This window comes from Acidovorax soli (assembly GCF_014207955.1).
GTDB classification, from domain to species: domain Bacteria; phylum Pseudomonadota; class Gammaproteobacteria; order Burkholderiales; family Burkholderiaceae_C; genus Acidovorax; species Acidovorax soli_A.
Map to the genome: position 1 here is coordinate 205,728 of NZ_JACHLK010000007.1, position 24,288 is coordinate 230,015.

At 65.2% G+C, this 24,288-nt stretch carries 23 protein-coding genes; 11 read left to right on the plus strand and 12 right to left on the minus strand.

The features are described 5' to 3' along the window. Positions 1-3: 3 nt before the first annotated feature. The 4 genes from HNP48_RS18485 to HNP48_RS18500 are packed head-to-tail and all read right to left on the minus strand — an operon-like array spanning position 4 to position 4,839. Positions 4-1,056, minus strand: a complete 1,053-nt coding sequence (locus HNP48_RS18485) for a bifunctional nicotinamide-nucleotide adenylyltransferase/Nudix hydroxylase (protein ID WP_184859668.1) — start codon at positions 1,054-1,056, stop codon at positions 4-6. Positions 1,057-1,070: 14 nt separating this feature from the next. Further along, positions 1,071-2,771 (minus strand): NAD+ synthase, encoded by a 1,701-nt coding sequence (locus HNP48_RS18490; protein WP_184859670.1) that lies wholly within the window; start codon positions 2,769-2,771, stop codon positions 1,071-1,073. Between the two features lie 13 nt (positions 2,772-2,784). Next, the gene (pncB, locus tag HNP48_RS18495; protein ID WP_184859672.1) at positions 2,785-3,975 is read right to left on the minus strand and encodes a nicotinate phosphoribosyltransferase; all 1,191 of its coding nucleotides are present in this window, start codon (positions 3,973-3,975) and stop codon (positions 2,785-2,787) included. Positions 3,976-3,984: 9 nt separating this feature from the next. After that, positions 3,985-4,839, minus strand: coding sequence for a cysteine hydrolase (locus HNP48_RS18500; protein WP_184859674.1), 855 nt, complete (start codon positions 4,837-4,839; stop codon positions 3,985-3,987). A 310-nt stretch (positions 4,840-5,149) separates the two neighbouring features. Between HNP48_RS18500 and HNP48_RS18505 the strand changes: the two genes are divergently transcribed. After that, positions 5,150-6,391, plus strand: coding sequence for a diguanylate cyclase (locus HNP48_RS18505; RefSeq protein ID WP_184859676.1), 1,242 nt, complete (start codon positions 5,150-5,152; stop codon positions 6,389-6,391). Between the two features lie 3 nt (positions 6,392-6,394). Here HNP48_RS18505 and HNP48_RS18510 read toward each other — a convergent pair whose 3' ends face one another. The 3 genes from HNP48_RS18510 to metK all read right to left on the minus strand — a co-directional run bounded on the left by HNP48_RS18510 (position 6,395) and on the right by metK (position 8,628). After that, positions 6,395-6,853, minus strand: a complete 459-nt coding sequence (locus tag HNP48_RS18510) for a hemerythrin domain-containing protein (protein WP_184859678.1) — start codon at positions 6,851-6,853, stop codon at positions 6,395-6,397. A 71-nt stretch (positions 6,854-6,924) separates the two neighbouring features. Next, the gene (locus HNP48_RS18515; RefSeq protein ID WP_184859680.1) at positions 6,925-7,110 is read right to left on the minus strand and encodes a DUF1328 domain-containing protein; all 186 of its coding nucleotides are present in this window, start codon (positions 7,108-7,110) and stop codon (positions 6,925-6,927) included. Positions 7,111-7,446: 336 nt separating this feature from the next. After that, positions 7,447-8,628 (minus strand): methionine adenosyltransferase, encoded by a 1,182-nt coding sequence (gene metK / locus HNP48_RS18520; protein WP_184859682.1) that lies wholly within the window; start codon positions 8,626-8,628, stop codon positions 7,447-7,449. A gap of 132 nt (positions 8,629-8,760) precedes the next feature. Between metK and HNP48_RS18525 the strand changes: the two genes are divergently transcribed. Next, positions 8,761-9,618 (plus strand): lysophospholipid acyltransferase family protein, encoded by an 858-nt coding sequence (locus HNP48_RS18525; RefSeq protein WP_184859684.1) that lies wholly within the window; start codon positions 8,761-8,763, stop codon positions 9,616-9,618. Continuing rightward, positions 9,615-10,481 (plus strand): lysophospholipid acyltransferase family protein, encoded by an 867-nt coding sequence (locus HNP48_RS18530; protein ID WP_184859686.1) that lies wholly within the window; start codon positions 9,615-9,617, stop codon positions 10,479-10,481. Before HNP48_RS18525 ends, HNP48_RS18530 begins: the two co-directional genes overlap by 4 nt. A 12-nt stretch (positions 10,482-10,493) precedes the next feature. On the opposite strand, the gene HNP48_RS18535 is transcribed toward HNP48_RS18530, so the two are convergent. Next, positions 10,494-11,399: an alpha/beta fold hydrolase gene (locus HNP48_RS18535; protein ID WP_184859688.1), complete on the minus strand. Its 906-nt coding sequence runs from the start codon at positions 11,397-11,399 to the stop codon at positions 10,494-10,496. A 54-nt stretch (positions 11,400-11,453) separates the two neighbouring features. After that, positions 11,454-12,197 (minus strand): ribosome biogenesis GTP-binding protein YihA/YsxC, encoded by a 744-nt coding sequence (gene yihA / locus HNP48_RS18540; RefSeq protein WP_184859690.1) that lies wholly within the window; start codon positions 12,195-12,197, stop codon positions 11,454-11,456. Between the two features lie 75 nt (positions 12,198-12,272). Between yihA and HNP48_RS18545 the strand changes: the two genes are divergently transcribed. From HNP48_RS18545 to HNP48_RS18565, 5 genes are all read left to right on the plus strand, one after another. After that, positions 12,273-12,917, plus strand: a complete 645-nt coding sequence (locus HNP48_RS18545; RefSeq protein WP_184859692.1) for a cytochrome c — start codon at positions 12,273-12,275, stop codon at positions 12,915-12,917. Between the two features lie 149 nt (positions 12,918-13,066). Next, positions 13,067-15,220, plus strand: a complete 2,154-nt coding sequence (locus HNP48_RS18550; RefSeq protein ID WP_184859694.1) for a cytochrome c biogenesis protein ResB — start codon at positions 13,067-13,069, stop codon at positions 15,218-15,220. Then, positions 15,217-16,557 (plus strand): c-type cytochrome biogenesis protein CcsB, encoded by a 1,341-nt coding sequence (gene ccsB, locus HNP48_RS18555; RefSeq protein ID WP_184859696.1) that lies wholly within the window; start codon positions 15,217-15,219, stop codon positions 16,555-16,557. Before HNP48_RS18550 ends, ccsB begins: the two co-directional genes overlap by 4 nt. Before the next feature lie 139 nt (positions 16,558-16,696). After that, positions 16,697-17,701, plus strand: coding sequence for a protein-methionine-sulfoxide reductase catalytic subunit MsrP (gene msrP / locus HNP48_RS18560; RefSeq protein ID WP_184859698.1), 1,005 nt, complete (start codon positions 16,697-16,699; stop codon positions 17,699-17,701). A gap of 22 nt (positions 17,702-17,723) precedes the next feature. Then, positions 17,724-18,359: a sulfite oxidase heme-binding subunit YedZ gene (locus tag HNP48_RS18565; RefSeq protein WP_184859700.1), complete on the plus strand. Its 636-nt coding sequence runs from the start codon at positions 17,724-17,726 to the stop codon at positions 18,357-18,359. 19 nt (positions 18,360-18,378) lie between these two features. Here HNP48_RS18565 and HNP48_RS18570 read toward each other — a convergent pair whose 3' ends face one another. Together HNP48_RS18570 and lptM are read right to left on the minus strand one after the other, a co-directional pair. Beyond that, positions 18,379-19,203: an MBL fold metallo-hydrolase gene (locus tag HNP48_RS18570; protein ID WP_184859702.1), complete on the minus strand. Its 825-nt coding sequence runs from the start codon at positions 19,201-19,203 to the stop codon at positions 18,379-18,381. Positions 19,204-19,313: 110 nt separating this feature from the next. After that, positions 19,314-19,523 carry an LPS translocon maturation chaperone LptM gene (gene lptM / locus HNP48_RS35830; protein WP_184859704.1) on the minus strand — a complete coding sequence of 70 codons (210 nt, stop codon included), beginning with the start codon at positions 19,521-19,523 and terminating at the stop codon, positions 19,314-19,316. Between the two features lie 12 nt (positions 19,524-19,535). On the opposite strand from lptM, the gene cyaY reads away from it, so the two are divergent. Next, on the plus strand, positions 19,536-19,865 hold the full coding sequence (cyaY, locus tag HNP48_RS18580; protein WP_184859706.1) for an iron donor protein CyaY: 330 nt from the start codon (positions 19,536-19,538) through the stop codon (positions 19,863-19,865). Between the two features lie 60 nt (positions 19,866-19,925). Here the strand turns inward: cyaY and HNP48_RS18585 are convergent, their stop codons facing one another. Continuing rightward, positions 19,926-22,337, minus strand: coding sequence for a penicillin-binding protein 1A (locus HNP48_RS18585; protein WP_184859708.1), 2,412 nt, complete (start codon positions 22,335-22,337; stop codon positions 19,926-19,928). Positions 22,338-22,602: 265 nt separating this feature from the next. Here HNP48_RS18585 and HNP48_RS18590 point away from each other — a divergent pair, with 265 nt between their 5' ends. After that, a complete protein-coding gene (locus HNP48_RS18590; RefSeq protein WP_184859710.1) occupies positions 22,603-23,682 on the plus strand; it encodes a pilus assembly protein PilM in 1,080 nt (359 codons plus the stop codon). After that, complete coding sequence (locus HNP48_RS18595) at positions 23,679-24,287, plus strand: PilN domain-containing protein (protein ID WP_184859712.1); 609 nt, start codon at positions 23,679-23,681, stop codon at positions 24,285-24,287. The genes HNP48_RS18590 and HNP48_RS18595 overlap by 4 nt, the downstream gene beginning before the upstream one ends. Position 24,288 lies beyond the last annotated feature (1 nt).

Below are 24,288 nucleotides of genomic sequence, written 5' to 3' on the forward strand. Positions count from 1 at the left end.
ACCTCAGCGCCCGGACGGCGGCCGGGCGCCGGTCAGGCCCAGAAAATGGTCCAGCATGTGGAAGTGGTCCTCGAAGAAGGCTTCTTCCATGCCTGCGAGTGCGCCGATTGGCGTCCACTGCACCAGCTGGGCATCGTCGTCGGCCTGCACTGCGGGGAACGGGGCATTGCCCAGGTCGAAGTAGTGTGCATGCGTGAGCGTGCGCCCGCGCTGGCTGCGGTCGGGGTGGTCGAACACGGCCACGGCCTGCAGCGCGGCGCGCATGGTGGCCTCGGGCTGGTCGCAGTGGGTTTCTTCCACCAGCTCGCGCAGGCAGGACTGCCACACCGTCTCGCGCTGCTCGATGAAGCCGCCGGGCACGGCCAGCTGGCCTTTGCCGGGGGCGTGGGCGCGGCGGATCAGCAGCACATGGTCCTGGCAGCGCAGTACGGCGTCCACCGTCACGAACACCGGTGGGTAGGGCGCGGCCGACCAGGCCTCGCGGTAGCGGCGCAGCATGCGCCATTCCTCCTGCAGCGCCGGGAAGTGCGGCGTCTGGGCAAAGGCTTCGAGAAAGGCCAGGGTGCTGGCCGGCATCTCGCCTTGCAGGTCTGAAAGGCCTGTGCGCACGGTGTCTGGCGTGGCGCCGAAATAGGCATCGCGGATGGCGGTGGCGTCGATGCGGCCCTGGCGTTCCATGTGGATCAGCTCCCAGCCGGGGAAGGCGCTCAGGTAGCTGCTGGTCGCGTCCTTGAAATGGCCCACCAGGCCGATGCGGCCGGCCTCGGGCGCAATGCGGGCCACGCCTTCGCGGACGGCCTGCACCCACACAGCCTCGTTGTAGTAATCGCGCACGGGCAGCACCTGCACGCGGGTGCGGTCGGCCTCGGGCAGGGCCTCGCGCAGCATCTGCTCGCGTTCGGCGGCCGTGAAGGGGTTCTTGGGCGAGCGGGCCTGCCAGGCCGAGCCCATGACCACGATGACGTGGCGTGCGCTGTCCAGCGCGCGCTGCAAGAGGGCCATGTGGCCCTGGTGGACCGGTTCGAAGCGGCCGATATAGATGGCGGTGTCGTACATGGGACTCTATTGGATCAGACGTAGCGGGCAGCGATCGGCATCTGCCGGCCGCTGCCGAAAGCGCGGGCGCGCACGCGGACTATGGGTGGCGCCTGGCGGCGCTTGTACTCGTTGCGGGCGACCATCCTGCGCACGCGCTGTACCAGGGCTTTCCCCTCATCGCTTTGCTCCAGTTGCTGCGCAAAGCTCCACGACGCTGCGTACTCCGAGGGCCCCAGGCGATCGCCCTCGATCAGCTGCTTGAGGATTTCGTCGAGCACGGGGTAGGGGGGCAGGCTGTCCACGTCGCGCTGGTTCGGTGCCAGTTCGGCCGAGGGTTCCTTGTCGATGATGGCCTGGGGTATCAGCTCGCGCCCCGCGTGCTCGTTGACGTGGCGCGACAGGGCGAAGACCTCTGTCTTGTAGAGATCGCCGATCAGCCCCAGGCCGCCGTTGGTGTCGCCATACAGGGTGCAGTAGCCCACCGAGATCTCCGACTTGTTGCCCGTGGTGAGCAGCAGGTGGCCGAAGGCGTTGGAATACTCCATGAGGATGGTGCCGCGGATGCGCGCCTGCAGGTTTTCGAGCGGCAGGCCCTGCAGCGCCTGGCCGAAGCTCGCCTCGAACTGCTGGGCGTAGCCCGCCACCAACTCGGCGATGGGGTGGGTGTGCAGGCGCACGCCCAGGTTGCGGCACAGGGCCACCGAATCGTCCACCGAGCCGCTCGACGAGAAGCGCGAGGGCATGGTCACGCCCACCACGTTCTCGGGGCCCAGCGCCTGAGCGGCCAGGGCCAGGGTGAGGGCGCTGTCGATGCCGCCCGAGCTGCCCACCACCACCTGCTTGAAGCCGCAGCGCCGCGCATAGTCCGACAGGCCCAGCACGATCTGCTGGCGGTAGAACTCCATGGTGGGCAGGCCTTCGGCGGGCACGGGCTGCGGTGCCTGGCCTTCGGCCGTGAGGAAGCGGCCATTGTCGAACTGCAGGGTGCGCACGTCCTCGACGAAACGCTGGGCCTCGAAAGTCACGCCGGCCTCGGGTTCCACCGCGAAGGAGGCGCCGTCGTAGACCACCTGGTCGTGCCCGCCGATCTGGTTCACGTAGAGGATGGGCAGGCCGTTGCGGCGCGCGGCGTCGCCAAAGATCTGGTGGCGCTGCTCGCGCTTGGCGATGTGGCTGGGGCTGGCATTGATGCTCACCACCAGGTCGGGCGCGGCATCGCGCATGCGGTCGAAGGGGTTGGTCGCATAGTCGGCGCCGCTGTCGTTCCAGCCGTCCTCGCAGATCAAGAGGCCCACCTGGGCGTTGCCGATGCGCAGCACCTTGGCCACGTCGGGCCCGGGCTCGAAGTGGCGCCGCTCGTCGAAGATGTTGTAGGTGGGCAAGAGCTGCTTGGCATAGCGCAGCCGCACCTCGCTGCCGCGCAGCACCAGCAGGCTGTTGTGCAGGCGCTTGCCGGGGCCCTGGGCCGGCGTGGGTGCACCCACCACCCAGTGCAGGTGCGGCAGCTCGGCCGAGGCCTGCTGCAGCGCGGCCAGGCCATCGGCCACGCGCTGCTGGAAGGCGCTTTCGTCGAGCATGTCGCCCGGGTAGTAACCGCACAGTGCGAGTTCGCTGAAGACCACGAGGTCGGCCTGTTCGCTGGCAGCCTGCCGGGCGGCGGCCACCATGCGTGCGACATTGCCTTCGATGTCGCCGACGGTGAGGTTGAGTTGGGCGATGGTGATGCGGAGCATGGGGTTTCCGAAGTCAGGTCTTTACATTGAATACCTGGCGCAGGTAGGCCAGGAATGTTTCATCGTCGCACAGCGTCTTGCCCGGTGTGTCCGACAGCTTGGCCACGGGCTGGCCGTTGGCGCGCGTGAGCTTCATCACGATGTTCAGCGGCGTCTGGCCCATGTCATTGGTCAGGTGGGTGCCGATGCCGAAGCCCAGCTGCGTGCGGTCGCCGAAGTGCTGGTACAGCGCCAGGGCGCGGGGCAGGGTGAGCCCGTCGGAGAACACCAGGCGCTTGGTGTGCGCATCGATGCGCAGGCGCGCATAGTGGGCCAGGGCCTTCTCGCCCCAGACCACCGGGTCGCCCGAGTCGTGGCGCAGGCCGTCGAACAGCTTGGCGAAATACAGGTCGAAGTCGGCCAGGAAGGCGTCCATGCCCACGGTGTCGGTCAGGGCGATCCCCAGGTCGCCACGGTATTCCTGCACCCAGTCCTCCAGCGCCGTGTTCTGGAAGTCACGCAGCCGCACGCCCAGCGCCTGGTAGGTCTGCAGGTACTCGTGTGCCATGGTGCCGATGGGCACCAGGCCCAGGTCGCGTGCCAGCAGCACGTTGGAGGTACCCTTGAACCACTGGGGAGTTTCCTGGGCGAAGGCCTGCACCACCTCGCGTTGCCAGGCGCCGCTGTAGCGCCGGCGCAGGCCGAAGTCGAACAGCTCGAAAGGGTGGCGGTGCGTGGCCTGCTGCGCCAGGTCCTTCAGGGTCTCGATCTTCACGGCCAGGCGTCTGCGCCCTTCGGCGAGTGCTGCGGCAGGGTCGAAGCGGCGAAAGTACAGTTCGTTGACGATGGCCAGCACGAAGATCTCGAAGCCCATCACATGCACCTGGGGGCCGCGTGCCACGATGTGCAGCTGGCCGTTGTCGGCCGAAGCCTCGATGAAGCTGCGCTGGAACTGGAAGATGCGCAAGAAGTCGATGAAGTCGCTCTTGATGTAGCGCAGGGCACGCACGTAGGCCAGTTCATCGGGCGTGAAGCGCAGCGTGCACAGGTGGTCGAGTTCGGCATTCACCTCGTCCAGCAGGTCGGCAAGGGGAAAGGCGCTCTGGTTGCGGCAGACAAAACGGTACTCGCTTTGCGTCTGCGGGTGGCCGTGCAGCAGGGCCTGCCACATGGTGAACTTGTAGAGGTCGGTATCGAGCAGGCTGTGGATGACGTGGTCGGACATGGAAACTCCTCAGAAATCGTCGGTGCTGCGGGCCAGTTGCACGCCCTGGGTGCGCATGGCATCGAGAAACGCGGTGTGCTGGGCCTCGAAGCCACCCACGGGGCTCATGCAGTCGGTCAGCAGGGTGATGCGCGCGGGCGTCCAGCCCGGTTGCAGCCGGGGCAGGTGCTGCACGATGTGCTCGGTGGTGGCGCGCACACAGTGGCTGCTGGCCTCGCCCGCGATGAACAGCCGCTCGGCCGTGCCCAGTGCTGCCAGGAGGCGGGTGTTGAGGGCCGTGTCGGGGTCTTGCGCGTCGGGCACCTCGGCTTCGATGGCGCTGTAGTGCTCGGTGAAGGGGTTGGTGCCCTTGAAGACATTGCGCACCGCACGTTGGCGCTGCAGCTGCCAGGCGCCACAGGCGGCCAAAACCTCGGCGTGCACGCCATGGCCCCAACTGCCGATCTCGCAGTGCACGGGCCACACCATCAGGGTGTAGCGCCCCTGCTGCTCCAGCGCATCGAGGTAGCGCAGCGTGCGCTCAAGCAGTTCGGCGTCGCGTGGCAGGAAGGCCCCAGCGCGCACCTGGGCTGCCGTGATGGGCGTGAAGGCCGCCACGGCCTGGCCGTCGGCCTGCTGCCAGTAGCCGGGGTGGGCGACGTCAAAGACCTGGTGCGAGTCCAGCGTGACGGTGATGGCATCGAGCCGGCTGCCGTGGGCGCGGATGAACGCGGCCGTGCGCTGCATGTCGGCATGGGCCCCTGCGACGGGGAGCGAGGGGGCGATGCGCATGCCCGTGGCCGGCTCGGTGGCTTGCCATGAGGCGGGCAGATCGCAGAAATCGTTTTGCGGGTCGATCACCAGAAGCTGGGTGCGGTATGCCATGGTTTTTCTCCTGTCAGTGGCCGCAGTGTAAAACAGTTAATTCAATTGTGCAACTAACACAAGGGCTGATGCGCGAAATGTCTCCGGGAGTCTGGCGGCGCAAGGGGGCGTGTGTGAGCACGGTGGTCGAAATTCATTGGACCGGCCTGTAGAAATCTGGCACAAACGAAAACTTTGTGTCCCATTGCAAGGGATTGCGGGTCTGGTGTCGGGCACGCGATCACGGCTGGGGTGCATGGCGGGCTGCGCAATGCCTGCTTGCCATCCGTCATACATGCTGGCTACAGTCGGCCACAAGGGGTTCTTTTCCATGTCATTGCGGCTCAAATTCAATCTGGTGCTGGCCTGCGTGCTGCTGGTGGCGGCGGCAGGCACGGGCCTGTATGTGCACCGCTTTTTGCAGAAGACCGCCATCGAGGAGGTGCAGCACAACTCGCAGCTCATGATGCATGCGGCCATGGCCATCCGTGACTACACGACCGAGTTGGTCAAACCGCACCTCGATGTGACGCTGGCCGAGCAGTTCCTGCCGCAGACGGTACCGGCCTTTGCCGCCACCGAAACGCTGCGCCGGCTGCAGAGCCGCTTTCCAGGCTACGAGTACAAGGAGGCGGTGCTCAACCCCACCAACCTGCGCGACCGTGCCAACGAGTGGGAAGAGCGCATCATCAAGGACTTCCGCGATGGCCGGGCCGACCTCAAGAAGGAAGTGACGGGAGAGGTGGGCGAGGGCATGCACCGCACGCTGTATGTGGCGCGCCCTATCACCATCAAGCAGCCGCAATGCCTGGCTTGCCACAGCACCCCTGCTGCTGCGCCACCCACCATGCTCAAGATCTACGGCGACAAGAACGGTTTTGGCTGGCAGATGAACGAAACCATCGGCATCCAGGTGGTGCGGGTGCCCATGTTCTACCCGCTGGAGAAAGCGCGCACGACCTTCAACACGGTGATGACGGCACTGGCCGGCAGCTTCCTGCTGCTGTTCGCGGTGCTGAACCTGTCGCTGTCTTCGCTGGTCATCGAGCCCATGGCGCGCCTGAACCGCAAGCTCGAAGACCTGGCCACCAAGGACTTCCTGACCGACCTGGTCAACCGCCGCAAGTTCTTCGAGCGGCTGGAAGCCGAGATGGCCGATACACGCATCAAGAAGAGCAGCCTGTCGGTCGTGATGTTCGACATCGACTTCTTCAAGCGCATCAACGACACCTTCGGGCACGACTCGGGCGACGTGGTGCTCAAGGCCACGGCCCTGCGGGTGCGCGAGCTGCTGCGCTCTTCCGACTGCGCAGCGCGTTTCGGGGGCGAGGAGTTCATCCTGCTGCTCAAGGAAACGCCGGTGGATGCCGCCATGGCCATGGCCGAAGCCGTGCGTGCGCGCATTGCCGGCGTGCCTTTTGATTCGGTGGGCCATGTGAGTGCCAGCTTCGGTGTGGCCACCTGGAACCAGGTGGAGGATGCGCACGCGCTGATCAAGCGTGCCGACACGGCCCTGTACGTGGCCAAGTCCAGCGGCCGCAACTGCGTGGTGCAGGCCAAGGACGCACTCTGATCCTCAAGCCGGGGCGGCTGTTTTGGCCTCTTCGAAGTCGGCCCGGTAGTCCCGCGCCAGCGCGGTCTTCTGCTTTTCCGTCAGCAGCTTGCCGGCCATCTGGAAGAAGCGGTGTTCTTCTTCCTGAAGATGGTGCTCCACCTTGTCCGCCAGCTTCTTGGCCAGCGGCAGCCAAGCCGGGGTCGCCGGGTCGGCTTCTTCCAGTGATTCCACCAGTTCGTCGATCTGGTGGTGCTCGGAGAGGGCGTGGCGCGACAGGTCCATGCCAGCATCAAGCTGCATCAACGGCGCATAGAAGTGGCGGTCTTCGGCGAGCTCATGGGCGGCCAGCTCGGCCTTGAGCTGTGCAAACAGCTCCTGCCGCTCGGGAGTATCCCCGCTGGTCTTGACCAGTTGGCGGTACAGGTCGCGCTGGCGCTCGTGGCTTTCGCGCAGGGCTTCAAAGATGTTCTGTTGGCTCATCGCGGTATTCCTTGGATCCTTGGCATGGGGGGGCCGCCGCCGCAGCAGTTGGTGCGGCGGCTGTGTGTTCCCTACTTGAGGGCCTTGCGGGCGGCGCCTACGCCGATGGCAGCCAGCGCCACGAACAGGACGGCCAGCACGAGGAACAGCACGAACAGGACCTTGGCGATGCCGGCAGCCCCGGCGGCCACACCGGTGAAGCCCAAGGCTCCGGCGACCAGCGAGATCAGGGCAAAGAGGATGGCGTACTTGAGCATGGTGGTTCCTTGCAGTGGTTGCAGCAGTGGCTGCGAGAGGGGTGACTGAAAGATACCGGTGTGCCCAGAGTGGAGCCGTCGGTTGGCGCGGGGTTTGGATGTAGGAAGGCGCCGATCCTGCTGCCGAGAAAGGAAATGGCCCTGCAGAAATGAAAAAAGCCGCAGCGCGGGAGCGCTGCGGCTTCTGACGAATGGGTTGTGCTGCTCGCGCGGCGGGCTTACAGCCCGGCTGCAGCGCGCAGCGCAGCAGCTTTGTCGGTCTTCTGGTCTGCGCTCACATCGCTGGCGCGATATGAGCTCCGCCCACGTACGGAGCCGCGCTGTCGCGCGGAGGGCTTACAGCCCTGCTGCCGCACGCAGTGCGGCAGCCTTATCCGTACGTTCCCAGGTGAATTCGGGTTCTTCGCGGCCGAAGTGGCCGTAGGCCGCCGTCTTTTCGTAAATGGGGCGCAGCAGGTCCAGCATCTGGATGATGCCCTTGGGGCGCAGGTCGAAGTGCGCGCGCACCAGCTTGGCGATCTGGTCGTCGGGGATCACGCCCGTGCCTTCGGTGTAGACCGTGATGTTCATCGGCTCGGCCACGCCGATGGCGTAGGCCACCTGGATCTGGCACTGGCGTGCCAGGCCGGCAGCCACGATGTTCTTGGCCACGTAGCGGGCGGCGTAGGCGGCCGAGCGGTCCACCTTCGTTGGATCCTTGCCGCTGAAGGCGCCGCCGCCGTGGGGGCAGGCACCGCCGTAGGTGTCGACGATGATCTTGCGGCCCGTGAGGCCACAGTCGCCTTGCGGGCCGCCGATAACGAAGCGGCCGGTGGGGTTGATCAGGTAACGCGTGTCCTGCAGCCATTCCTTGGGCAGCACGGGCTTGATGATTTCCTCGATGACGGCTTCGGTGAACGAGGCCTTCATCTTGGTCTGCGATTCGCTCTGGTCGGGGTGGTGCTGGGTGGAGAGCACCACGGTGTCGATGCTGTGGGGCTTGCCGTCCACGTAGCGCATGGTCACCTGGCTCTTGGCGTCGGGGCGCAGGAAGGGCAGGCGGCCATCCTTGCGCAACTGGGCCTGGCGCTCCACGAGGCGATGGGCGTAGTAGATGGGCGCGGGCATCAGCTCGGGCGTCTCGTCGCAGGCATAGCCGAACATCAGGCCCTGGTCTCCAGCACCGGTGTTCAGGTGGTCGTCGCTGGCATGGTCCACGCCCTGGGCGATGTCGTTGGACTGCTTGTCGTAGGCCACGAGCACGGCACAGCCCTTGTAGTCGATGCCGTAGTCGGTGTTGTCGTAGCCGATGCGCTTGATGGTGTCGCGCGCCACCTGGATGTAGTCCACATGGGCGTTGGTCGTGATCTCGCCTGCCAGCACCACGAGGCCGGTGTTGGTCAGCGTTTCGGCAGCGACGCGGCTGCGTGGGTCCTGCTTGAAGATGGCATCGAGGATCGCGTCCGAGATCTGGTCGGCCACCTTGTCGGGGTGGCCTTCGGAGACCGATTCCGAGGTAAAGAGAAAGTCGTTCGCCATTTGAATAAACTCCTGTGTTCCGGCATTTGGGGCGTTGCCCTCTCCCCGAAGGAGCTTTGGCGAACGCTTTAGCAGAAATATTTACCGTCGCCCTGCAAGTTGCTCATTTAACTCAGCGACCCCGTCATTTTAATGCCATCTTTGTTCCGTCTCTTTTCCGTGTTCCCACTGTGGCTGCTCCATGGCCTGGGCGCTGCCATGGGCTGGCTGGCGTTTCTGGCCTCGCCGATCTACCGCGGTCGTTTCCGGGCCAATGCCGCCCTGGCCGGATACCGCTTCGGCGAGGTGCGCGGTGCGGTGGCCCATGCAGGCCGCATGGTCGCCGAGCTGCCGCGCCTGTGGCTGGGAGCGCCGCTGCCCTACCGCATCGAGGGCGGCGCCTGCGTGGAGGCGGCCTATGCCCAGGGCCGCGGCATCCTGTACCTCACTCCGCACCTGGGCTGCTTCGAGTTCTCGGCCCAGGCGGCGGCCCAGCGCTGGAGCGCCGAGCACGGCCCCATCACCGTGCTCTACCGCCCCGCCCGCCAGCCCTGGCTGGCCAAGGTGATGGAGACGGCGCGCAACCGGCCCGGCATGCTGGCCGTGCCGACCAATCTTTCGGGCGTGCGCCAGATGATCAAGGCGCTGCGCCGCGGCGAGGCCGTGGGCCTGCTGCCTGACCAGGTACCTCCGCATGGACAGGGCCAGTGGAGCCCGTTCTTCGGCAAGGACGCCTACACCATGACGCTGGCGGTGCGACTGGCCCACCAGACGGGCGCGGCCGTGGTGCTGGCGCGCTGCGAGCGCCTGTCCTGGGGCCGTGGCTATGTCGTGCATTTCGAACCCCTGCCCGCGGCCCCGCTGGCACAAGACGCTGACGCAGCCCTGCTGCAGATCAACCAGGCCATGGAACATCTGATACGACAGTCTCCCGACCAGTACCTGTGGGGCTACGGCCGCTACAAGGAGCCCCGCGTAGAGGCCGCAGCCCCCGCCGGAGGTGCCGCATGACCGGCCGCCTGGGGGTATGGTTCATGCGCGTACTGGCCTTGCTGCCGCTGCGCGTGTTGCGGGCCATGGGCTGGCTGATTGGCCAGGCGCTGTATCTGGTGGCAGCGCCGCGGCGCAAGGTGGCGCTGCGCAACCTGGAGTTGTGCTTCCCGGAGTTCACCGAAGCCCAGCGGCGCCAGTGGGCGCGCGAGAGCTTTGTCGGTTTTTGCCAGACCTGGCTGGACCGCAGCTGGCTGTGGTTCGCGCCGCGCGAGACGGTGCTCGCGCGCGTGAAGCTGCAGGGTGCGCTGGACGAACTGCTGGGCGATACGCCCACCATCATCTTCGCGCCGCATTTCTACGGCATGGATGCCGGAGGCTCCGCACTCACGCTGCACACCGACCGGGCCTTCACCTCCATCTTCACGCCGCAGACCGACCCGGCCGTGGACCAGTGGATACGCACCGGGCGCCAGCGCTTTGGCAATGTGCGCATGCTCAACCGCGGTGACGGCGTCAAGCCCATCCTGAGCGGCTTGCGCAAGGGCGGCCTGCTGTACCTGCTGCCCGACATGGATTTTGGCCGCAATGACTCGCTGTTCGTGCCCTTCTACGGCGTGACGGCGGCCACGGTGCCCTCGCTGTCGCGCTTTGCGCGGCTGGGCCGTGCCAAGGTGATCTCCATGGTCACGCGCATCACGCCCACGGGCTATCTGGCCGAAATATCGCCAGCCTGGCCCGACTACCCCACCGAAGATGCCGAGGCCGACACGGCGCTCATGAACCGCCATCTGCAGTCCTACATCGACTTGTCTCCCGGCCAGTACTACTGGGTGCACAAGCGCTTCAAGACCCGGCCTGAGGGCGATCCTTCCATCTACTGAGGCGCGGCGGACTCAGGCCTGGCCAAGAAAGCGCGCGAGCGCATTCATCACCCGCTCGGGCTGCTCGTGCACCACCCAGTGGGAAGCGCCTTCCACGCGGTCGATCTGCAGCTGGGGGATCCAGCCAGGCAGGCCGTCGAGCAATCCGGGCAAGAGGGCAGGGTCCTGCATGGCCCAGACCACCAGGGTGGGGATGGTCACGGTCAACATGCTCTCGGGCAGGGTGATGCCGGCGATGGCGTTGTCGTCGCCGCGGGGCGGGCGCAGGGGGCCGGCGCGGTAGTAGTTGCAGGCGCCGGTCAAGCCTTGCTGCCAAAGGGTGCGGTAGCGGGCGCGCACTTCCTCGGTCAGCCATGCAGGGGCACGGCCCTCGGGATCGTCGAAGAAGGCGAACAGGCGCGCGAAATCGTTCTCGGCCAGCAAGGCCTCGGCATCGGGCCGGCACAGGAAATGCATGTACTGGCTGTTGGCCTGTTGCGCCGGGTTGTGCTGCAGCTCGCGCAGGAAGGCGCCGGGGTGGGGGGAGTTGACGATGGCCAGGCGTTCCATCCGCTTCGGGTGCTGGTTGGCCAGGTTCCAGGCCACCGCGCCCCCCCAGTCGTGGGCCACCAGGCAGGCCAGTGGCTGGCCGGGGCTCACGGCATCGATCAGTGCCGCCAGGTCCTGCACCAGGTGCTTGGCCCGGTAGGCCTCGACCTCCCGGGGGCTGCTCGACTCGCCAAACCCGCGCAGATACGGGGCCACGCAGTGGTAGCCGCCGTTTTCGGGGCGCGCGAAATGGGCCAGCAGTGCATCCCAGATGAAGGCGCCTTCGGGAAAGCCGTGCAGGAAGAGCAGCACCGGCCGGCCGGTGCTGCCGATTTCGCGGCACTGCAGGGTGGTGCCGTGGGGCAGGGGGATGTCGCGGGTCTGGATCATGGCGTTGTTGCTGTCGTTGGGGGGAGCCAACGCCAAGGGACCCGGCGCGGGCGCTCAGTCTTTCTCGGGTTCCTGGTCGCTGGCCGGAGCGGGTGCCGGGGCATCGCCGCCGGCCGGTTCGGCGCCTGGCAGGGGGTGGGCCCATTGCCACAGCAACTGGGCCACCTCGTCCACGCCCTGCTTTTTCAGGGCCGAGAACATCTTGACCTCGCCGCCGCCGGCCTGCAGTCGCGTAATCGACAGCACCTTGGCCTGCTCGGCACGCGTGAGTTTGTCGGCCTTGGTGAGCACGATGAGGAACTTGAGCCCCTCTTCGACGCGCGGGCGCACCACTTCGAGCAGGGCTTCATCGAGCTCGGTGAGGCCCAGGCGCGGGTCGCACAGCAGCACGATGCCGGTAAGGCCCGGGCGGCTGACCAGGTAGTTGACCATCACCTGCTGCCAGCGCACCTTGTCCGAACGCGACACGGCAGCGTAGCCGTAACCCGGCAGGTCGGCCAGCACGGCGTCCATCACGCCCTGCTTTCCCAGGGAGAACAGGTTGATGTGCTGGGTGCGGCCGGGCTTTTTGGAGGCGAACGCGAGCTGTTTTTGCTGCGTCAGCGTGTTGATGCAGGTGGATTTGCCTGCGTTGGAGCGGCCCACGAACGCGATCTCGGGCACCGTGATGGGAGGCAGGTGGTGCAGTTGCGCCGCCGTGGTGAGGAATTTCGCCGTGTGCATCCAGCCCATGGCGATCTTGGCGTCGGGTGCGGGCGGAAGAGGGCCAGCAACTGGCGCGGAAGGGGTGGTCGTCATGAGAAGTTGAGATGCGAGTGGGGCCTCATTGTAGAATCGTGGAGATTTGCGTACATAAACACACAGACCCTCGATATGAAGTTGCTCGCCTCTATGCTGATAGCTGCCGCGCTGGCAGCACCTGCTCTTCCGGCCTTTTCTGCGGGCGAGACACCCGCAGCGCCGCCCAAGGCGGCAGCCAAGCCTGATCTGGTCAAGGGCGAGGCCAGCTTCACGGCAGTGTGTGCAGCCTGCCATGGCGCAGATGGCAATTCGGCCATTGCTGCCAATCCCAAGCTGTCGCAGCAGCACCCCGAGTACCTGGTCAAGCAGCTGCAGGAGTTCAAGTCGGGCAAACGCAACGACCCCGTCATGAAGGGCTTTGCCATGGCCCTGTCGGACGAGGACATGAAGAACATCGCCTACTGGGTGACCTCCAAGGCTGCCAAGCCTGGTTTCGCCAAGGACAAGGCCCTGGTCTCCCTGGGTGAGCGCATCTACCGCGGCGGCATCGCCGACCGCCAGATCGCCGCCTGCGCGGGCTGCCACAGCCCCAATGGTGCCGGCATTCCGGCCCAGTATCCCCGCCTGTCGGGCCAGCACGCCGATTACACGGCCACGCAGCTGGTCGCCTTCCGCGATGGCAAGCGTGCCAACAGCCTGCAGATGACCCAGGTGGCCGCCAAGCTGAACGACCGCGAGATCAAGGCCGTGGCGGACTACATCGCCGGCCTGCGTTGATTGATTGACTGATCTGCATCAAGTGCGGTCCACATAGCGCGGACCGGACGGAACCAACCGCCAATAACAAACCCAAAAAGGGCGGGTCCATCGAGCCGATGGTCCCGCCCTTTTTCTTTGCGTGCCCCGCCGCTCCTTTGTCCTCCTCCATGTCTGACAACACCCAAGGCGTTCGCGTCCAGTACGGCTCCCAGGCCTTGCGCGCAGGGATCGAACTGCTGTCCTCGATGCGGTTCGCGATTTCGCTGCTGACGGTGATCTGCATCGCCTCGGTGATCGGCACGGTGCTCAAGCAGCACGAGCCCGCCGCCAACTATGTCAACCAGTTCGGCCCGTTCTGGGCGGCACTGTTCGGTGCCATCCAGCTCAATGCGGTGTACAGCGCCTGGTGGTTCCTGCTGATCCTGGCCTTCCTGGTGCTGAGCACCTCGCTGTGCATTGCGCGCAACACGCCCAAGATCCTGGTGGACCTGCGCGTCTACAAGGAGAACATCCGCGAGCAGAGCCTCAAGGCCTTCCACCACAAGGCCGAGGCCGAGCTGCCCGAGAGCGCCGAGGCCGAGGCGCGGCGCATCGGCCAGATGCTGGCTGGCGGTGGCTGGAAAGTGCGCCTGCAGCAGCGCGACACCGCGGCCGGTGCCGGCACGGGCTGGATGGTGGCGGCCAAGGCGGGCGCCGCCAACAAGATCGGCTACATCGCGGCGCACAGTGCCATCGTGCTGGTCTGTGTGGGCGGCCTGCTCGATGGCGACCTGATCGTGCGCGCGCAGATGCTGCTGGGCGGCAAGACGCCCTATGCCGGTGGTGGCCTGATCGCTGATGTGAAGGCCGAACACCGGCTGTCCGAGCGCAATCCCACCTTCCGTGGCAACCTGCTGGTGGCCGAGGGCACGCAGTCGAGCATCGCGCTGCTGAACCAGTCCGACGGGGTGCTGCTGCAGGAGTTGCCCTTTGCCATCGAGCTCAAGAAGTTCATCGTGGAACACTACTCCACGGGCATGCCCAAGCTGTTCGCCAGCGAGATCGTCATCCACGACAAGGCCACGGGCGAGAAGACGCCGGCCCGCGTGGAGGTGAACCACCCGGCCAGCTACAAGGGCGTGGAGATCTACCAGTCGAGCTTCGATGACGGGGGCTCGCACCTGAAGCTGCGCGCCGTGCCCATGGCGCCGGGTGCCAAGGCCTTCGACGTGGAGGGCGTGGTCGGCGACTCGACCCAGCTGACCAACAAGGGCGGCATGCCGGGCAGTGACACGATGACGCTGGAATTCACGGCGCTGCGCACCATCAACGTCGAGAACTTCGGCGGTGCCGGCCCCGGCGCCAGCGGGGTGGACGTGCGCAAGGTGGACCTGCGCGAGGCCGTGGAGTCGCGCCTGGGTGCGGCCAACAAGACCGTGACCAAGAAGGAGTTGCGCAACGTCGGCCCGAGCGTGAGCTACAAGCTGCGCGATGCCGCGGGCCAGGCGCGCGAGTTCCACAACTACATGCTGCCGGTGGACACGGGCGATGGCGTACCGGTGTACCTGCTGGGCGTGCGCGAAACCCCGGCGGAGCCGTTCCGTTACCTGCGCATTCCCATTGACGACCAGGGCGGCATGGAGGGCTTCTTGCGTTTGCGCAACGCCTTGGCCGATCCGGTGGCGCGCGAGCAGGCCGTGCGCAGCTATGTGGCGCAGGCCATCGATCCCTCGCGCCCCGATGTGGGTGAGCAACTGGCGCAATCGGCGCTGCGTGCGCTGGCGCTGTTTGCCGGCAACGGCATGGTGGACGGCAAGCCCACGGGCGGCCTGCAGGCGATCTCCGACTTCATGGAGGCCAACGTGCCCGAGGCCGAGCGTGGCCGGGCTGGCGAGGTGCTGATCCGCATCCTGAATGGCAGCCTGTTCGAGCTGGCGCAACTGTCGCGCAAGAACGCCGGTCTGGCACCCCTGGCACCGGACGACAAGACCCGCGGCTTCATGACCCAGGCCGTGCTCTCGCTCAGCGATGCGCAGGTCTACCCGGCCGCCATCGCCTTCGAACTCAAGGATTTCACGCAGGTGCAGGCCAGCGTGTTCCAGGTGGCGCGTGCACCCGGCAGGAACATCGTCTACCTGGGCTGCGCCTTGCTCATTCTGGGCGTTTTTGCCATGCTCTACATCCGCGAGCGCCGGATCTGGGTCTGGGTGGCGCCGCAGGACGGCAGAACGCATGCCACCATGGCCTTGTCGGCCAACCGCAAGACCCTGGACGGAGACAACGAGTTTGTGCAGCTCGCAGAAAAACTGATCGGGGCCAAGCCCCTGCAAGGCAACCCATGAACACGGCCACCCGCAACACCACGATCACCCTGAACGAGGGGTATTTCTCCCGCCGCAACTGGCTGGACTGGGCTTTCGCCGCCATTGTGGCGGCGGGCGGGCTGTTCGCGCTGCAGCGCTACGGCAGCTTCATGGACGGCTACGAAAAGGGCATTCTGCTGGGCACGATCCCGTCGGCCATCTGGCTGGGCTGGTTCTGGCGCCCACTGCGCACGTTGATGCTGGTGGTGTCGGCGGTGGCTTTGATGGCCATCGGCCTGTACCAGGTCGATGGCGCCGGCAGCCTGGCGCGCGCCGATACGGTGTTCGGTCTCAAATATTTCCTGTCGAGCCAGTCGGCCATCCTGTGGATGAGCGTGCTGTTCTTCATGAGCACGGTGTTCTACTGGATCGGCATGTTCGCGCGCGGCGAAGGCCATGCGATGAACCTCATCGGCTCGCGCCTGGCCTGGGTGGCCGTGGGCATGGCGCTGATCGGCACCCTGGTGCGCTGGTACGAGAGCTACCTGATCGGGCCGGACATCGGCCACATCCCGGTGAGCAACCTGTACGAGGTGTTCGTGCTGTTCTGCTGGATGACGGCGGCCTTCTACCTGTACTACGAGGCGCAGTACAAGACGCGCGCGCTGGGCGGGTTTGTGATGCTGGTGGTGAGCGCAGCCGTGGGTTTTCTGCTGTGGTACACGGTGGTGCGCGAGGCGCACGAGATCCAGCCCCTGGTGCCGGCGCTCAAGAGCTGGTGGATGAAGCTGCACGTGCCGGCCAATTTCATCGGCTATGGCACCTTTGCGCTGTCGGCCATGGTGGCGTTCGCCTACCTGATCAAGCAGCAGGCCACGGAGACCCGTTGGTACAAGCTGGCGCCGCTGTGGCTGCTGGGCGTGGTGCTGTGCTTCGAGCCCATCGTGTTCCGCCAGGGTGCCACCGAGAACGGTGGCGGCTACTGGATGGTGTACTTCGGCATCTCGGCGCTGATCGTCGCGGGCATCCTCTTCGGGCGTCGCCGCATCGCCGAGCGCCTGCCCTCGTTCGAGATCCTCGACGACGTGATGTACAAGTCCATCGCCGTGGGCTTTGCCTTCTTCACCATCGCCACGGTGCTGGGTGCCCTGTGGGCCGCCGAGGCCTGGGGCGGCTATTGGAGCTGGGACCCCAAGGAGACCTGGGCGCTGATCGTCTGGCTCAACTACGCGGCCTGGCTGCACATGCGCCTCATGAAGGGCCTGCGCGGCACGGTATCGGCCTGGTGGGCGCTGGTGGGCCTGGCGGTCACGACCTTCGCCTTTCTCGGCGTCAACATGTTCCTGAGCGGGCTGCACAGCTACGGCACGCTGTAAGGAGCCCGTGCGCGGGGACGAAAGGGCGGGGTCCTGCAAATATTGCATCCGCGGTGTAACCTGCTTCGTATCTGGAACGAACTAGGGGTGGACTGGCTCTACCCGTAGCCGAAACCACCACCGCCTGACCGGAGCACCCATGCCCTTCCATTCCCGCAATCCGGGTTTCAACCACCCGCATTCTTCCGAGATCACGCCGCGCGCGGCCTATGAGGGGCGCCGCGACATGCTGCGCCTGATGGCCGGCGGCGCTGCGGGCGCCGCCATGGCGGCCTGGGCGGGACGCGATGCGCTGGCGCAGGCCGCGGCGCCGGCCCGGCCAGGCAAGCTGGCGGCGCTGGCCGGTGCCAAGTCTGCCGTGGCAGGGGCCGTGTCCATGGAGAAGCTGACCGACTACAAGGACGCCAGCACCTACAACAACTTCTACGAGTTCGGCACCGACAAGGCCGACCCTGCGCGCAATGCGCACACGCTCAAGACCTCGCCCTGGACGGTGGAGGTCGAGGGCCTGGTGAAAAAGCCGGGCAAGTACGGCATCGAGGACCTGCTCAAGCTCAGTGCCCAGGAAGAGCGCATCTACCGCCTGCGCTGTGTGGAGGGCTGGTCCATGGTGATCCCCTGGGTGGGCTACTCGCTGGCCGAGCTCATCAAGCGCGTGGAGCCGCAGGGCAGTGCCAAGTATGTGGAATTCGTGACCCTGGCGGACAAGGCGACCATGCCCTTCGTGGGCTCGCGCGTGCTCGAGTGGCCGTATGTAGAAGGGCTGCGCATGGACGAGGCCATGCACCCGCTGACCCTGCTGGCGTTTGGCATGTATGGCGAGGTGCTGCCCAACCAGAACGGTGCGCCGGTACGCCTGGTCGTGCCATGGAAGTACGGCTTCAAGAGCGCCAAGAGCATCGTCAAGATCCGCTTCACCGACAAGGAGCCGGGCACGGCCTGGAACAAGGCGGCGCAGCAGGAATATGGCTTCTATTCCAATGTGAACCCCAACGTGGACCACCCGCGCTGGAGCCAGGCGACCGAGCGGCGCATCGGCGAGGACGGCCTGTTCGCCAAGAAGCGCAAGACGCTGATGTTCAACGGCTATGAGGCCCAGGTGGGTCAGCTCTACGCCGGCATGGATCTCAAGAAGTTCTACTGAGCCGCCCGCCGGGCATGCCCCCATGCGAAAGCTGTTGCTCCATCCCCTGGCCAAGCCGGTGGTGTTCGTGCTGTGTCTGCTGCCGCTGGCATGGCTGGTCTATGCCGCGGTGTCCAACCAGTTGGGAGCCAACCCTGCCGAGGCCCTGATCCGTTCTACCGGCGACTGGACGCTGCGCGCCCTGTGCCTGGTGCTCGCGGTGACGCCGCTGCGGGTCATGACTTCGACGCCACAGCTGGCACGTTTTCGGCGCATGCTGGGCTTGTTCGTGTTCTTCTATGCGCTGCTGCACCTGTTGGGCTATGGTTGGTTCGACATGGGTTTCGAGTTGTCCGAGATCGCGGCGGACATTGCCAAGCGTCCCTTCATCCTGGTGGGGTTCGCAGCCTTCGTTCTGCTCTTGCTGATGGCGGCCACTTCGTTCAACCGCGCCATCCGCGCCCTCGGAGCCAAGCGCTGGCAGGCGCTGCACCGCACGGTCTATGCCGTGGCCGGCCTGGCCGTGCTGCACTTTTTCTGGATGCGCGCGGGCAAGAACAATTTTGGCGAGGTGGCGGTGTATGCGGCCATCCTGGCGGCATTGCTGGGCTGGCGCGTGTGGCAGGCGGCGCGCAAGCGCGCGGTAAAGGCCGGCGCCGCCGCTGCGGTATCGCGCTAGCGGGTCCGCCGCCTAGGTGTCAGCCCACGGCGCGCAGGGCAGGGCGCATCTGGCGTGTCACGGGGTCGATGTGCGCCGTGGGGACCTGGTAGGCGCGGTCGTCGAAGAGGTCGATGCCGCACATGAGGTTTTCCACCCAGTCCAAGAAGTCGTTGATGGCCCGCTTGCCCAGGATGGGCGCGCCATGCTGCGGCACCAGCATGGAAATATCGAGCTGCCGCGCCATGCGCACCCACAGGCGCAGGATCTTGTTGGACACCATGTAGCGGCGGTGAAAGCCTTCCATGCGGGGAATGTGGGCCGCGAGGTCTGTCACGGGGATGCTGGCCTCCGCCCCCGACATCATGGACACCCCCAGGTCTCCCGTGAAGAGGATGCGGCTCACCGGGTCGTAGAAGTGGAAGTTGCCTTCCGAGTGCAGGAAGTGGGCGGGCAGCAGCACCAGTTCGTGGCGCCCCAGGGGCAGGTGGCCGCCGCTGTCGGGCACGCCGATCACGCGGTTCTCGGTCTTGCCGACCTTGGTGAAATGGGGCGCGAAGCGCTCCCAGACGCGCGAGATCACGAGCGAGGCCTTGGTGCTGGTCATCCAGCGGTCCAGCGAGGCAATGATGTCCGGATCGGCATGCGAGGCGATCAGGTACGAGAGCTTGTGCGGCGCGAAGTGCTTGGTCATGCCGATGAACAGCTCGTTGAACGCGAGGTTGCCGCCCGGGTCGATGATGGCGCCGGTGTCGTCGTCCACGATCAGGAACTGGTTGGCCTGCACCGCCTGGCCATCCTCCTCGATCAGGTCGGTGAACATCAGGCAGGCGTGGTTCTTGTCTCGGTACAGTTCGATGGCCATGGCAGTGCTGCAGTGCTAAAGCCGCGACTGTAGGCCGGGGGCGCCCTGACGCGCTTGATGGAGATCAAGCGGCCGGCAATCAGGGCAGCCTTGCGTGCCGCCAGGGTCGATCAGCGCGCCGCGGAAGCGGGGGGCTGGGGTGCGGCCGTGGCCGTCGAAGGGGCTGCGCCCGGGGTCAGGGTTTCGGGCAAGGTGGCACGCTGGGCCGCGGCGGGACCCGAGGGCAGGTACAGCGGGCCGCGCTGGCCACAACCCGAGATGGCTGCCGCACTGGCAGCAAGGACAAGCGTCCTGACTAGAATTTGGGATGCTTTCAACATGCGCAAATTGTAATGACTGACCTTGAATTCCAGGACCAGGCCGAGAAACTGCTGGCGGCTGTCGAGCGCAGTTGCGATGCACTCAACGACACCACAGACGCCGACATCGATAACCAGCGCTCGGGTGGCATGATCACGCTGAGCTTCGCCAACCGCAGCCAGATCGTCATCAACCTGCAAAAGCCGCTGCACGAGGTGTGGATGGCGGCCAAGTCGGGCGGCTACCACTACAAGTTCGATGGCGCGGTGTGGCAGGACACCAAGGGCGGTGGCGAGTTCTTTGCGCGCCTGACCGAAGACGCGCGCACGCAGTCGGGGCTGCCACTGGTTTTCGCGCCCTGAGGGCCTTCCAAAAAACCGAGGGCCGCATGGCGCGGCCCTCGGTTCAAGAATCCCCGGCGGTCAATTCCGGAACAGATCGAGAATGCGGTTGCGCTCTTCCGTGGGGGGGGGCGCGTGCGGGGCCACATCGGGTCCGCCGGTGCTGCGCTGCTGTTCCTCCAGCCCCACGCTGGCGATGCCGGAGTTGCGCGCATATTCCTCGTAGAACCATTCTCCGCCCACGTTGACCACGCCGGGCGGCACGACGGGCTCGCTCACAGGGACGCCCTTGAGTGCGCGTTCCATGAAGCTGATCCACACCGGCAGGCTGAGGCCGCCGCCGGTTTCGCGGCTGCCCAGGTTGCGCGGCGTGTCGTAGCCGATCCAGGTGACGGCGGCGATGGTCGGTTGGTAGCCGGCAAACCAGGCGTCCACCGAGTCGTTGGTGGTACCGGTCTTGCCGGCCAGGTCCGGCCGCTTCAAGGTGCCTTGTGCGCGCGCCGCCGTGCCGGAGCGGGTGACCTCCTGCAGCAGGCTGTTCATCACGAAGGCATTGCGTGCATCGATGGCGCGCGGCAGTTCGGCCGTGGTCGGTGGAGTGACTTCGGAAATGATACGGCCCTTGTGGTCGGTGACCTTGGCGATCAGCCAGGGGTTGACGCGGTAGCCCCCGTTGGCGAACACCGCGTACGCCGATGCCATCTGCAGCGGCGTGACCGAGCCGGCACCCAGCGCCATGGTCAGGTAGGCGGGGTGCTTCTCGGCATCGAAGCCGAAGCGCGACACCCATTCCTGCGCAGTCTTGGGACCGACAGCCTGCAGGATGCGGATGGAGATCATGTTCTTGGACTTGGCCAGGCCTGTGCGCAAGGTCATGGGACCGTCGTACTTGCCGTCGTAGTTCTTGGGCTCCCAGGGCTGGCCGCCAGTGGTGCCAGCGTCGAAGAACAGCGGTGCGTCATTGACCACGGTCGCGGGAGTGAAGCCCTTTTCCAGCGCAGCTGAGTAGATGAAGGGCTTGAAGCTGGAGCCCGGCTGGCGCCAGGCCTGCGCCGCGTGGTTGAACTTGTTCTTGTCGAAGTCGAAGCCTCCGACCAGGGCGCGGATGGATCCATTGCGCGGGTCGAGCGCCACGAAAGCGCCTTCGACCTCGGGCAGCTGGGTGATCTCCCAAGCGCCCTTGGGGGTCTTGACCACGCGGATCACAGCGCCACGGCGGATCTTGATGTTGGGCGGTGCCTTGTCGCTCAGACCGGACTGCGCGGGCTTCAAGCCGTCGCCCGTGATCTCCAGGTTGTCGCCATTCGCGCGGGCCGCAAGGATCTTGCGCGGGCCGGCTTCAAGCACCACGGCAGCCATCACATCGCCATTGTCGGGGTGGTTGGCCAGGGCGTCGTCCACAGCGTCTTCCACCTCGGCCGCCGCGGTGGGCAGCACCACGAACTTCTCGGGGCCGCGGTACTGCTGGCGGCGCTCGTAGTCCATGATGCCGCGGCGCAGGGCGGTGTACGCCGCTTCCTGTTCGCCAGCGTTCAGGGTTGTGTAGACATTCAAGCCGCGGGTATAGGCCTCGTTGCCATACTGCGTGAAGATGAGTTGGCGGGCCATCTCGGCCACGTACTCGGCATGGATGCGCGTGTTGTCCGGGCCGCTGCGGATCTTGAGGTCTTCCTTCTTGGCGGCGGCGGCTTCCTGGGCGGTGATGAAGCCATTCTCTTCCATGCGCTCGATGATGTAGAGCTGGCGTGAGCGCGCGCGCTTGGGGTTGCTGATGGGGTTGTAGGCAGAGGGGGCCTTGGGCAGGCCGGCCAGCATCGCTGCCTCGGCAATCGAAATGGATTTGAGCGGCTTGCCGAAGTAAGCTTCCGCGGCTGCAGAAAATCCGTAGGCACGGTTGCCCAGGTAAATCTGGTTCATGTAAATCTCAAGGATCTGGTCCTTGGACAACATATGCTCCAGCTTGAATGTCAGTAATATTTCGTAAATTTTGCGAGTAAATGTTTTCTCTGACGACAGATAAACATTGCGCGCCACCTGCATTGTGATAGTGGAGGCGCCCTGGCTTTTCACGCGGCCCAGATTGGCCAGGCCCGCGCGAATCACGCCCTTGTAGTCCACACCGCCGTGCTGGAAGAAGCGCGCGTCCTCGATGGCCAGCACTGCGTCCTTCATGACCTTGGGGATCTCCCGGATCGGGGTGAGATTGCGCCGCTCTTCGCCGAACTCGCCCAGCAGGGCGCCTTCCGACGAGTAGACCCGCAGTGGCAGCTTGGGGCGGTAGTCCGCCAGGTCCGAGATATCGGGCAGGTTGGGGTAGGCCACCGACAGCGCCACGGCAATGGTCAGCAGCAGGCCCAGTGCTCCGGCAACCGCAAGGCCTGTGGTCCACAGCACGAAGCGGATCAGCCAGCGGAGCCAGGTAGGACGGGAAGGCGCGGAAGCAGTGGTCGAGGAGTCGGCTGGCTTTTGCTGTGGGGAAGAGGACGGCGGCATATCGCTCCGATTGGTGGAGACGCCATTATAAAAATCTCGCGCCTCTTTCAGTGGAAACGGCCCAAAGGCTCCGACCAGCGGTCTTGGCGGCCGCTTTACGGTCTTGCAATTGCGCCGAGCCTGCCCAACCAATCGTGTGGTTTTGGCAACGCTCGGAACGGATCAGATGGGGAAAATTCTTTGCCGGTGAACTACCTTACTGATAGCATTCATGTGAAGTGTTAAGTTTTGTTGCGTCATTTTGACAAGTTACAGGGGACCAATCTTGATCTCAACGGGATCTTTGTTCAGTCGCCAGGCTGCGCCTCTGCTGGGTATCGACATCAGCTCATCCAGCGTCAAGTTGGTCGAGTTGGGGCGGGACAAGGCGGGAGGCCTGGTCCTTGAGCGCTGCGCCATCGAGCCGCTGGAACGCGGCTGGATCACCGATGGCAATATCGAAAAGTTCGACGAAGTGGCTGAAGCCCTGCGTCGCCTCGTCAAGAAAAGCGGCACCCGCACCAAAAATGTGGCGCTGGCTTTGCCGCCTTCGGCGGTGATCACCAAGAAGATCACCCTGCCCGGCGGAATGACCGAGCAGGAGCTCGAAGTCCAGGTCGAGTCCGAAGCAAATCAGTACATTCCTTTCTCTCTGGACGAGGTGAGCCTGGACTTTTGTGTCATAGGTCCCAGCAAGAGTTCCCCGGGAGATGTGGAGGTGTTGATTGCTGCTTCCCGCAAGGAAAAGGTGCAGGACCGCCAGGGTCTGGCAGAAGCTGCCGGTCTCAAGCCCGTGGTGGTGGATATTGAATCCAACGCTTCGCGCCTGGCGGCCGGTCGCCTGATCGAGGCCTTGCCCAACAAGGGCGTGGACGCCCTGGTGGCCTTGTTCGAAGTGGGCGCCGTGACCACCAGCATGCAGGTCATCCGCAACGAGGAAGTGGTTTATGACCGTGACCAGGCATTCGGTGGCGCGCAACTGACCCAGCTGATCGTCCGCCAATATGGTTTCTCGGTGGAAGAAGCCGAGAACAAGAAGCGCAACGGCGATCTGCCCGAGGATTACCAAGCGGCTGTGCTGCGTCCTTTTGTGGACAACATGGCCCAGGAAATCGGCCGGGCGCTGCAGTTCTTCTTCACCAGCACGCCCCACAACCGCATTGATCACATCGTCCTGGCCGGCGGCTCTGCTCCGCTGCCCGGTTTGACGGAAGCGGTCACCCAGCAAACAGGTTTTGCCTGCAGCCTGGCCAATCCCTTTGATGGCATGGAAATCGGCAACTCGGTGCGGCTCAAGAAGATGGTGCGCGAAGCGCCGTCTTATCTGACATCGTGCGGCCTGGCCATGCGGAGGTTCCTGCAGTGATTTTGATTAACCTACTTCCCCACCGGGAAGCCGCCAGAAAACGCCGCCGTGAAAGCTTTCAGGCGACGATGGTGGCCTCTGCCATTGCCGGTCTGCTCATCGCAGGGCTGATCTATTGGGTCTTGCAAACGCTGATTGCGGATCAACAAGCAAGAAATGGTGTCCTGAAGGCCGAAATTCAAGTGCTTGAAGGTCAGATCAAGGAGATTGCAAACATCGAAGAGGAAATCGCCGCCCTGCGCGCACGTCAGAAGGCGGTGGAGGATCTGCAGGCGGACCGCAATCTGCCCGTTCACCTATTGACGGAGCTCGTCAAGCAGCTGCCGGACGGGGTGTATGTGACAAACCTGAAGCAAACCAACCAGTCGATCGAACTCAAGGGCGTTGCACAGTCCAATGAGCGTATCTCTGAAATGCTGCGCAATCTTTCCAACAACACGCCCTGGTTGTCCAAGCCTGAGTTGGTGGAGATTGTGGCCAGCAATGTGGCGTTGAGTTCGCGGGACAGCCGGCGCGTAGCATCATTCAATCTGCGTTTCCAATTGGTTAGATCCAGCGAAGCACGCAAGGCAATGGAAACAGCGGCAAGCTCTGCAAAAGGCTGAC

Coding starts and splice junctions, on each gene's coding strand:
- HNP48_RS18490 (WP_184859670.1), bottom strand. CDS start 2,771: ATGCTCCGCATCACCATCGCCCAACTCAACCTCACCGTCGGCGACATC.
- HNP48_RS18585 (WP_184859708.1), bottom strand. CDS start 22,337: ATGCCGCCGTCCTCTTCCCCACAGCAAAAGCCAGCCGACTCCTCGACC.
- HNP48_RS18525 (WP_184859684.1), top strand. CDS start 8,761: ATGCCATCTTTGTTCCGTCTCTTTTCCGTGTTCCCACTGTGGCTGCTC.
- cyaY (WP_184859706.1), top strand. CDS start 19,536: ATGACTGACCTTGAATTCCAGGACCAGGCCGAGAAACTGCTGGCGGCT.
- HNP48_RS18545 (WP_184859692.1), top strand. CDS start 12,273: ATGAAGTTGCTCGCCTCTATGCTGATAGCTGCCGCGCTGGCAGCACCT.
- HNP48_RS18485 (WP_184859668.1), bottom strand. CDS start 1,056: ATGTACGACACCGCCATCTATATCGGCCGCTTCGAACCGGTCCACCAG.
- ccsB (WP_184859696.1), top strand. CDS start 15,217: ATGAACACGGCCACCCGCAACACCACGATCACCCTGAACGAGGGGTAT.
- HNP48_RS18530 (WP_184859686.1), top strand. CDS start 9,615: ATGACCGGCCGCCTGGGGGTATGGTTCATGCGCGTACTGGCCTTGCTG.
- HNP48_RS18570 (WP_184859702.1), bottom strand. CDS start 19,203: ATGGCCATCGAACTGTACCGAGACAAGAACCACGCCTGCCTGATGTTC.
- metK (WP_184859682.1), bottom strand. CDS start 8,628: ATGGCGAACGACTTTCTCTTTACCTCGGAATCGGTCTCCGAAGGCCAC.
- HNP48_RS18515 (WP_184859680.1), bottom strand. CDS start 7,110: ATGCTCAAGTACGCCATCCTCTTTGCCCTGATCTCGCTGGTCGCCGGA.
- yihA (WP_184859690.1), bottom strand. CDS start 12,197: ATGACGACCACCCCTTCCGCGCCAGTTGCTGGCCCTCTTCCGCCCGCA.
- HNP48_RS18535 (WP_184859688.1), bottom strand. CDS start 11,399: ATGATCCAGACCCGCGACATCCCCCTGCCCCACGGCACCACCCTGCAG.
- HNP48_RS18510 (WP_184859678.1), bottom strand. CDS start 6,853: ATGAGCCAACAGAACATCTTTGAAGCCCTGCGCGAAAGCCACGAGCGC.
- HNP48_RS18565 (WP_184859700.1), top strand. CDS start 17,724: ATGCGAAAGCTGTTGCTCCATCCCCTGGCCAAGCCGGTGGTGTTCGTG.
- lptM (WP_184859704.1), bottom strand. CDS start 19,523: ATGTTGAAAGCATCCCAAATTCTAGTCAGGACGCTTGTCCTTGCTGCC.
- pncB (WP_184859672.1), bottom strand. CDS start 3,975: ATGTCCGACCACGTCATCCACAGCCTGCTCGATACCGACCTCTACAAG.
- msrP (WP_184859698.1), top strand. CDS start 16,697: ATGCCCTTCCATTCCCGCAATCCGGGTTTCAACCACCCGCATTCTTCC.
- HNP48_RS18550 (WP_184859694.1), top strand. CDS start 13,067: ATGTCTGACAACACCCAAGGCGTTCGCGTCCAGTACGGCTCCCAGGCC.
- HNP48_RS18505 (WP_184859676.1), top strand. CDS start 5,150: ATGTCATTGCGGCTCAAATTCAATCTGGTGCTGGCCTGCGTGCTGCTG.
- HNP48_RS18500 (WP_184859674.1), bottom strand. CDS start 4,839: ATGGCATACCGCACCCAGCTTCTGGTGATCGACCCGCAAAACGATTTC.